The sequence below is a fragment of the Streptomyces sp. NPDC060064 genome, assembly GCF_042736455.1.
GTDB lineage: Bacteria > Actinomycetota > Actinomycetes > Streptomycetales > Streptomycetaceae > Streptomyces.
The window spans coordinates 1-8,113 of record NZ_JBHWWF010000087.1; the positions used below are offsets into that span (position 1 = coordinate 1).

Below are 8,113 nucleotides of genomic sequence, written 5' to 3' on the forward strand. Positions count from 1 at the left end.
CCACGCTCCATCGATCGAAGAACCGTCTTGAGCTGCAACAACACGCTCAGATCGCGAACGAACCGGCGATAACGCCCGGAACCGGCAAGACCCACGTCGCCCAGGCTCTCGGCCACCAAGCCGTCCGGCAGGGCGCCAACGTCCGCTTCGCCAAGACCAGCCGCATCCTGGGCGAGCTCGCCGGCGGCCACGCGGACCGCACCTGGGACAAACGCATGCGTGACCTCATCCGGCCCGACGTGCTCATCCTCGACGACTTCGCCATGCGCCAACTGTCAGCGTCCCAGGCCGACGACCTCTACGAACTCGTCTCCGAGCGGCAAGGACGGTCCCTGATCATCACCAGCAACCGGGCACCCAGCGACTGGTATCCACTCTTCCCCAACCCGGTCGTCGCCGAGTCACTCCTGGACCGGCTGATCAACGCCAGCCACCAGATCATCATGAACGGCCCCAGCTACCGACCCAACAAGCGGCCCAAGGGGCCGACCGGCAAGCCCGACTCATCTGCCGGCGGCTAGAGATCGGAGCGCTCTTGTTCAGTGCCCTCAGCGGCCGAGCGAGCCGATGAAGTGGTCCAGCCGAGAGACAACTTGCCGCAGGACCTCAACGGATCCTGCGGCATCGTCTGCGAGTTCCAGACCATGGTCCGCCGAGGGCACTTCCAGGACCTCGTGCCGCAGGGACGCGGCGATTCGTGAATCCCACAGCTTGTCGGCGCTTCCGCCGATGAGAAGGGTCGGCTCCGTCGCTCGCTGAAGAGCCGCGGTGACGTGGTCGCTGGTCAGAACCGGGGTGAGCCAGGCTGCCGGGATGTTCCTGTCAGCTGCGATTCCGCAGGCGAGGGAGCCCAGGGACTTGCCGATCAGCAGCCGACAGGCGCCCGCTTCGGCATCGACAGCCTCGGTGACCTGCCGCTCCACCCATTCGACCCGGTCGTTCACGGTGAACTGCGAGAACCCATCGGGGATCTGCCACCACAACTCCTGGACCGTCCAGCCGTGCTGGAGCAGGACGCTACGAGCGAAGTGCAGCAGCGGCCTGGCAGGCGAGTAGCCAACTCCTGGAACGACGACCGCGACACGATCGCGGGCTCCGTCGAAGCGGGTGGGAACGGCGAACGGGACGGGATCAGGCATGGCCGCAGACTACTAGCCACCTGATCATGCGACTCGCGGTGCCCGACCGCCGCTACAACCACCACCTGGGGAATTACGTGACCACGGCACCTGGGGAATTACGCGACCGTCGACACCACGGGCGTGTATGCCTCCTCGCCGTATGACCAGGCTCCCCGGCGGGGCTTGAGCGCCATCACGAACGGCAGTCCTGCGGCGTCCAGTTCCCTGCGGAAGGCGTCCTGGTCGCCGTAGGCGCAGTCGGCGGCGACTGCCCGCAAGGACACCCCCGCCCGAAGGGCATCACGGGCCAGGGCGGCCCCGATCTGCAGTTTCGTGCGGAAGCCGGCGTCGTTCTTCCCCTTCGGGAAGTGGTGGGCGGGGGTGTAGGGGACGGCGTGCAGCGGGTAGTAGACGCGCTCGTCGGCCCAGCAGGTGGTCACCGTGACGACGCCACGGTCGATCTTCCCGACCGAGCCCAGGTACTGCTTGCCCACGTGGGCGGTGGCATTGCCGTCCTTGCGGTCTCCGGAATCGTCGATCACCAGCACCCCGCCCGCGTGCGGGGCCGTGGCCGGATCCGCCAGCAGCAGTTCCACACGCCGGGCGTTGACCTTCTCCAAATCCCACGTCGACTCGGACAGGAAGAACTGCAGCCGCTGCACAGCCGCATGCTGGGCACCGACCACAGGCTCCGTCCCGGCCAGGCAGGTCAGCGTCTTGTTACGGTCCCGCGGCAGCAGTAACCCGGCGAGATACTCGCGGATGTCGGCGTACGGACTTCTCTCCCCAGCTGCGTACAGACGAACGTCCCCAGCTGTCAGGCCACTTCGTTCTCCCGCTCGATGGCCTTCAGGCGGTTCTTCAGCCGGTAACTGGGACCGTTGATCGCGATCACTTCGCAATGGTGGAGGAGCCGGTCGAGGATGGCGGTGGCGAGGACCTCGTCGCCGAAGACCTGGCCCCACTCGCTGAAGGTCTTGTTCGAGGTCGGTCCTTGACCTTGCGCGGGTCGAGGTCGGGCTGGAACGAAAAATCGTACTCGTCCAGCGTCTTGTGGTGCGGCAGCTTCGACAGCCGCAGGCCCTGGCGGAAGCGGCGGTCGTCGCGGACGGCCAACTCCTCGGACAGCACCAGGTCGAGGAAGTCGAGATAGCCCATTTTCCCCTCGTCGGCCCGCCGGATGTACTCGTTGATCGTTTCGGTCAGGTGGGGCAGGCCGAGCTTGCCGGCCGTGCTGCGGACGCGGGTGCTGACCAGCTCGCTCAAGACGTTTCCCTCGTGCTCGGGTGGGTGGTGAAGGGACGGGTGCCGGTCAGCTCGTCATAGACCGACAGCGGACGGCGGCCGACCTCGACCCGGGTTGCCGCAGCCCGGTTCAGCAGGGCTTGCAGCGGCCCGGCCTCCCTGCCCAGGACCGGCTCGCGCCGGGGCTGAGCCGGGACGTCGCCGGTGGTGGTCCGGCGGCCCTTGCCGGTCGGCAGCCCGTCCCGGTGCGTTTTCTCAACGACGCGGACGCCGCGGCCAACTGCTCGTTCATGAACGGCCAGCAGCGTTTCACCGCAGGTGTCAGGGACGGTGGAGTGTTCTCCTCCGTCGAGGAGATGGACGCTGCCTTCGCCGCCTGGGTGAGGCCCGTCCGGACAGGACGTGATCGCGGACGATGAGGACTTGGCGTTCGACGCGGCCCTTGCCGGTGGGCCGGTAGGCGGCCAGCACGTCGATGTCGAAGTCGTAGTGGCCGGCGAAGGTCTACGACCGCACCAAGACCGTCGTGCGCCGACACGTCGCTCCCGGCGAGGCGGTCCCGCTGCACCCGGAGGCAGTCGGCTGCCGCAGCGACGGGCGATCGTCATCGGCACCCCGCCGAAGTGCGCAAACGCCCGGCGGTGGCAGTCGAAGAAGGTCTGCAGGTCCTGGCTGGTGGTGAAGCAGCAGAACGGATCACGCGAGTACGACAGCGTCATGTGGAAGGAGTAGACCTTCGCGATGCCCATGTGGGCGAGGATCTTGCCCTCGTCGCCCCAGTCCACCTGTGCCTGGGCTCCGGGGATCACCTCGAAGCGGCGGTGCATGCCCGCCAACTCCTTCGGGGTGATGCCGAGTTCCTCAGCGATCCGCGGGCGCGCTTCCTGGACGTAAAGCTTGACGCGTTGGTAGTTGCCGGTGAACCCGTACTCAGCGGCCAGTCGTTCGTGGATCACCGACGCCTTCATCAGGACCTCGGCCCGCAGCATCGAGTCGATCAGCGGCGCGAACTCGTCGATCTTCCTCGCCAGGGACCGACCGTTTGCCGACCGGCGCGGCGGGGTCGCCGGGCCCGGCGCCGAGAGGTACTTGCGGACCGTCTTGCGGTCCAGCCCCGTCTCCCTGGCGATCTCCGACAGGCTCATCGCCCCGGACTCCAACAGCCAACGGAAACGTCGCAGTTCCAACCAGCGATGCGGATCCAAGACCACCGTCAACCCCCTCCGCCGCCCCACACCGACCAAGCAGCAGAGTGCCGATCCACACTCCCCAGCGCATCAGAAACTGGCCGCGTTCATACGTACGCGGGTGGGGACGTTCAGGTGTACGCCGACACCATCGGCAACATAACTGACCAGATGATCTGACTGTTGAGGTTCGTGGTCCGAGCCGCCCGCGAGGGCCACCTCTGACATGTTCGGTAGCCGACGAGCTACTGCCAAGACCGAGAGCCTCGCGGGTCGCTGGGGTCACGAACGGCTAATCGGATGTCGGGCCATGAGCCCTGCCATTAGAGAGACGCGTGCCCTGCACGGCTGTGACCAGCCACGACAGCTTCCACCACAACAGGACGTGAACCAGATTGAGCGTGTTCTGCGGCATCGACTGGGCCAGCGACCACCACGACGACGTCATAGTCGACGACACCGGTTCCTTACTCGCCAGGGCCCGCATCGACGACAGCATCGAAGGCCTCGCCGCACTCCTCCAGATGCTTGCCGCCCACGGCGACAGTGCGGCAGCACCCATCCCGGCGGCCATCGAGACTTCCCGCGGACTGCTGGTCTCCTGCCTCCGGGCCACGGGCCGCCCGGTCTACGCGATCAACCCGATGGCTGCCTCCCGCTATCGCGACATTATGTGGAATCTGTTTTGTCAAGTTCATCTTGTATTGCCCTGGTTCACCTCGACGATCGGTAGGGGGACGTCCTCGTGCTGCCAGCGGACGCAGCCCCGCCGCAGGCGTGCGATCTCGTCACTGCGCAAGCCGCTGAACAGCCAGGTCAGAGTGACGGCCCTGACCAGTTCGACGGGATAGATGAACCCGTGCCGGTTGGTGGGAATGTCGCCTGGCTCCAGATTGAGGCCCGCCCAGAGGATCTTCGCCCAGATGCCGTCGGCGATGACTCGGGGATCGGGAGAGATCAGGGCCTGGATGCTGCGGGGTGTTGACAGGGCCGTCATGGGATCGAAGCGGCGCGGAATCCAGTCCCACTCCTGGCAGTCGCGCAGGAAGCCTCGCAGGACCTTGATGTAGCCGGCTTTGGTGCGAGGTGACAGGGGCTTCCCCCACCGCTCAGGTGAGCCGGTGCGGACCTGGGTGAAGTCGCCGGTGGACATCCGGTCCACTGCCGCGACCCAGGAGGCGCAGGTCGTGCGGGTCCAGTGGGCTGGTTCGCGGACCTCGGGATGCTCGGCTGCCAGCCACCGCCCGGCCTTGGCCAGGATGGTCCTGTTGGTGCCCCGGACCTTGGGCGTCAGGGCTGAAGTATCGGCCCACCGCTCGACCCACGAGGTCCAGGAATCAGCGGCGCCGTCGATTTCGACGGGTCCCTTCGTGCGCTTGGGTTCGGACGGCGGGTCCGCGTAGCCGAGAGCGGCCACGGCCCGGTGGATGACGTGCAGGACGTCGCGGTTCCATCTGCTCAGCGCCGGCTCCTCCCGCAGCCGCAGCAGGGTCTCGCCGGACAGGTCCGAAAGCAGCGGGCTGCGGTTGAGCAACAAGACCTCGCAGAGGACCCGCCGCAGTCCGTGCCGGGATCCCTCGCTCGAGCGATAGCCCCAACCAGCCAGCACCTCGGTGACTTCAGTGACCGCGGCGTTCAAGGCGTGGTCGCCGAAAACTCGCCGGGCCACGGAGGGCCGGCTGTAGGAGCCGATGCAAGGGAAGTCGACGAAACCGCAGACGAGGTAGGCCAGGGCGATCACGTAGGGGCGGGTGAATCGCTCCAGCCAGCTCGGCCACGGTGCTGTGAACGAGCGTGCATCCGTAGCGATCAGTCGCGCCCAAGCCTCCGGTGTCCAGCCCCAGTACGCCTGCCCCTCGGTCAGGCAGGTACGGAGAATCAATGCTGTCGCATCATCCGCGGCGCGACGGTGGTGCACCAGGTCGGGCAGCCAGCCCAGGGAGCCTCGAGCCTCGTCGAGTGGAGCGATAAGACGATGTAGGACTCGCCATTCCGGCGCGTGCGCGTCGTGACCGTGCCGCCGACGGAGCTGGTCCAGCGGCCACGAACGTCGGCCGCGAGCGCGATGCGCCGCACCACCTTCGACCAGGTCCACAGCGTCAGCGGCTGGGCGTGGTTGCGGCGGGACTCCGAGAGAAACAACGGACCGCGAGCCCTGCTGACCGTGCCCCGGTGGACCAGGTACTCCGACATCAGCACCCCGGTCGACGCGGAATACGGGACGACGCGCTCCATCCGGTTCTTCGTGCACTCCGCCCGGACTCGCAGCGTCCGATGCGCCGGATCCAGGTCGTCAGTCCGCAGAGAGCACAGCTCCTCACGGCGCAGAGCCGCGTCGTAGGCCAGCGCCAGCATCAACCGGTTCCGGATCGGTTCGTGCCGTGCGACCGTCAGCACATCCAGCCACTGCTGTTCCGTGGGGATCCACGGCAGCTTGGTCAGCCGGGGCACCAAACCACGCTGTGAACTGCCGAAATGTCGACCCGGTGGTACTTGCCCCGCCCGACGGGGTTGGACTCCCGCACCCCTTCCTCGATGAGGAAGTCGTAGAACCGGCGCACCGGGACCAGCCGCTGCTGCAGCGTCGCATTCGCCAGCCCGGAGCCGGAATCGATCGACACGACATTCGCCCCTCGTCGGCCGGGGCGTGTGCTCAGCTCGCGTACGTACGCGGCGACGTTGGCACGGTTCGCCGTGATGGGATCAACCCCGTCGCGCTCGCATACCTGCAAGTACTCTGCGAGCCCGCGCGCGTACGCGTCGATCGTCCGAGGCGCCCGCCCAAGATCGACCCACACCAACAGCCAGCCCTCAGCCTGTTCGTGGCGGCCCAGGACCGGCCACTTCTTCTCGATGCTCTCGGCGTCCAACGTCCCTCCCCAGTACGCGGCAAAGTCCAGAGGAGCATGACCGCCCCTCCGACTAGATTCCACGTAACTGATAGGCATGCCGTCACCCGCAAGAAGTCCGACCACCTCGACGCGATGGTGCTCGCGAACATTCTGCGTACGGACGCTACCGCTCATCGCGCCCTCCCCGAAGACAGCGAGCTCGCCCAGGCCGTCGCCGTCCTCGCCAGAGCCCAACAGGATGCTGTCTGGGACCGCACCCAGGCAAGCAACAAGCTCACCTCGCACCTGCGTGAGTACTTCCCCGGGTTCCTCAGCGCGGTCGGCGTACGACGTGAAGGCGTGACCCACCCCATCGCCCGCGTCCTGCTGGCTGCCGCACCCACTTCCCGAGCGTGCGTCCCGGCTTACCAAGGCCCAGCTCCGGTCGCTCCTGAGGAAGGCCGGCCGAAAGAACACCATCGACACCGAGGTGGACCGGCTGCAGACAGCTCTGCGCCTTCCCCAGATGCGCCAACTACCGCTGGTCGAAGAGGCAATGGGGCATCAGAACCTGGCGCTGTTGCGGCAACTCGACGCCGCCTGCACCAGCGCGGATGACCTCGCGGAGGCGGCAGCCGAAGCGTTCGGGGCTCATCCAGATGCCGAGATCATCATCAGCTTCCCAGGGCTCGGCCCACTCAGCGGTGCCCGGGTACTCGCCGAGATCGGCGACGACCGGTCACGGTTCTCCGACGCGAGGGGCCTCAAGGCATACGCCGGAGCGGCTCCGGTGACCAGGGCATCCGGCAAGAGCGTTACGGTCCTCGCCCGCCGCGTGAAGAACCAGAGACTGGCCGCGGTCGGATACGTCTGGGCATTCTCCTCCTTGACTCATTCAACCGGCGCCAGGGCTCACTACGACCGTCGCCGTGAAGCCGGCGACCGCCACACCGCCGCTCAGCGGAACCTCTTCAGCCGCATGATCGGCTGCCTCCACCACTGCCTCACGCAACGTGTCAGTTTTGACGAAGCAATCGCCTTCCCGGCTCCAACTGCGGCTCCACTCCAGGCAGCTGCTTGACAGATCTTCCGCATCGGATGTCTTCTTGGCTGCATCCGTTCCCTGGCTGGTCAGGGGCACGTTGCTGGAGGTCTTCACGCTCTGGGTGTCGATCACGGAGGCGGTCGGCTCGGGTTTGCGCCCTTCCTCCACCCGGGCCAGGCCCGCCAGGTCGTAATTGAGCTGGGCGAAGATTCTTTCGTCGCGCCAGGCCGCGTAGTAGGCGTAGACGGTGCCGTGGTTCGGGAAGTCATGCGGGAGGTATTTTCAGGGAATTCCCGTGCGGTTGATGTAGAGGATCGCGTTGAAGACGTCCCGTAAATCGACCTTGGCCGCTGTCCGGTTGGTCTGCGGTCGAGCCGGGCCTTTCTCCAGGCCGTCAACGTCGGCTCGATCAGGGCCCATCGGGCGTCGGACAGGTCGCTGGGGTACGGCTTGCGCTCGCTGACGGCGTAGCGTGATCATGGGCGAGACGGAGGGCTCGGTTCCGCTGTTCCGCTGTTCATCGGGCGATTCCGTGGCAACTTCAAACCAGACGGACTTCCAGGAGCCTTTTCCACTTGTACGTCTGGCCGGTGACGTGATGGCGCATGGTCGACCGGTGGCGTGACGAACGGGGCATCCCGCGGGTTGGCGAGTCGCCAAACGTCAGCCTCACCAGCGGAGATG

At 66.6% G+C, this 8,113-nt stretch carries 6 protein-coding genes and 5 pseudogenes; 3 read left to right on the plus strand and 8 right to left on the minus strand.

Going from position 1 to position 8,113, the window contains the following annotated elements:
• Window positions 1–521, plus strand: a 521-nt coding sequence (locus ACFWDI_RS40450; RefSeq protein WP_385312050.1) for an ATP-binding protein, incomplete at its 5' end; no start/stop codon positions are given.
• 27 nt (window positions 522–548) lie between these two features.
• On the opposite strand, the gene ACFWDI_RS40455 is transcribed toward ACFWDI_RS40450, so the two are convergent.
• The 4 genes and pseudogenes from ACFWDI_RS40455 to istA form a co-directional block, all read right to left on the minus strand.
• A complete protein-coding gene (locus ACFWDI_RS40455; protein ID WP_385312051.1) occupies window positions 549–1,139 on the minus strand; it encodes an alpha/beta hydrolase in 591 nt (196 codons plus the stop codon).
• Between the two features lie 98 nt (window positions 1,140–1,237).
• Entirely contained in the window at window positions 1,238–2,023 is a 786-nt protein-coding gene (locus tag ACFWDI_RS40460; RefSeq protein ID WP_385312052.1) for a transposase, read from the minus strand.
• A pseudogene (locus ACFWDI_RS40465) lies at window positions 1,939–2,387 on the minus strand (ATP-binding protein). Before ACFWDI_RS40465 ends, ACFWDI_RS40460 begins: the two are co-directional and overlap by 85 nt.
• Window positions 2,384–3,577, minus strand: a pseudogene (gene istA / locus ACFWDI_RS40470) (IS21 family transposase). The pseudogenes ACFWDI_RS40465 and istA overlap by 4 nt, the downstream one beginning before the upstream one ends.
• Before the next feature lie 371 nt (window positions 3,578–3,948).
• On the opposite strand from istA, the pseudogene ACFWDI_RS40475 reads away from it, so the two are divergent.
• Window positions 3,949–4,221 (plus strand): annotated as a pseudogene (locus ACFWDI_RS40475) (transposase); the annotation flags it as partial.
• A gap of 26 nt (window positions 4,222–4,247) precedes the next feature.
• On the opposite strand, the gene ACFWDI_RS40480 reads toward ACFWDI_RS40475, so the two are convergent.
• Genes ACFWDI_RS40480 through ACFWDI_RS40490 form a run of 3 tightly spaced genes read right to left on the minus strand, consistent with a single transcriptional unit; the run spans window position 4,248 to window position 6,579 of the window.
• Complete coding sequence (locus ACFWDI_RS40480; RefSeq protein WP_385312053.1) at window positions 4,248–5,435, minus strand: hypothetical protein; 1,188 nt, start codon at window positions 5,433–5,435, stop codon at window positions 4,248–4,250.
• On the minus strand, window positions 5,432–6,004 hold the full coding sequence (locus ACFWDI_RS40485) for a tyrosine-type recombinase/integrase (protein WP_385312054.1): 573 nt from the start codon (window positions 6,002–6,004) through the stop codon (window positions 5,432–5,434). Before ACFWDI_RS40485 ends, ACFWDI_RS40480 begins: the two co-directional genes overlap by 4 nt.
• The gene (locus ACFWDI_RS40490) at window positions 5,992–6,579 is read right to left on the minus strand and encodes a site-specific integrase (RefSeq protein WP_385312055.1); all 588 of its coding nucleotides are present in this window, start codon (window positions 6,577–6,579) and stop codon (window positions 5,992–5,994) included. Before ACFWDI_RS40490 ends, ACFWDI_RS40485 begins: the two co-directional genes overlap by 13 nt.
• Between ACFWDI_RS40490 and ACFWDI_RS40495 the strand changes: the two are divergent.
• Window positions 6,493–7,465: pseudogene (locus tag ACFWDI_RS40495) on the plus strand (transposase); the annotation flags it as partial. The gene ACFWDI_RS40490 and the pseudogene ACFWDI_RS40495 sit on opposite strands and share 87 nt — an antisense overlap.
• 21 nt (window positions 7,466–7,486) lie before the next feature.
• On the opposite strand, the pseudogene ACFWDI_RS40500 reads toward ACFWDI_RS40495, so the two are convergent.
• Window positions 7,487–7,863: pseudogene (locus tag ACFWDI_RS40500) on the minus strand (transposase); the annotation flags it as partial.
• Window positions 7,864–8,113: the final 250 nt, after the last annotated feature.

Coding starts and splice junctions, on each gene's coding strand:
- ACFWDI_RS40455 (WP_385312051.1), bottom strand. CDS start 1,139: ATGCCTGATCCCGTCCCGTTCGCCGTTCCCACCCGCTTCGACGGAGCC.
- ACFWDI_RS40490 (WP_385312055.1), bottom strand. CDS start 6,579: ATGAGCGGTAGCGTCCGTACGCAGAATGTTCGCGAGCACCATCGCGTC.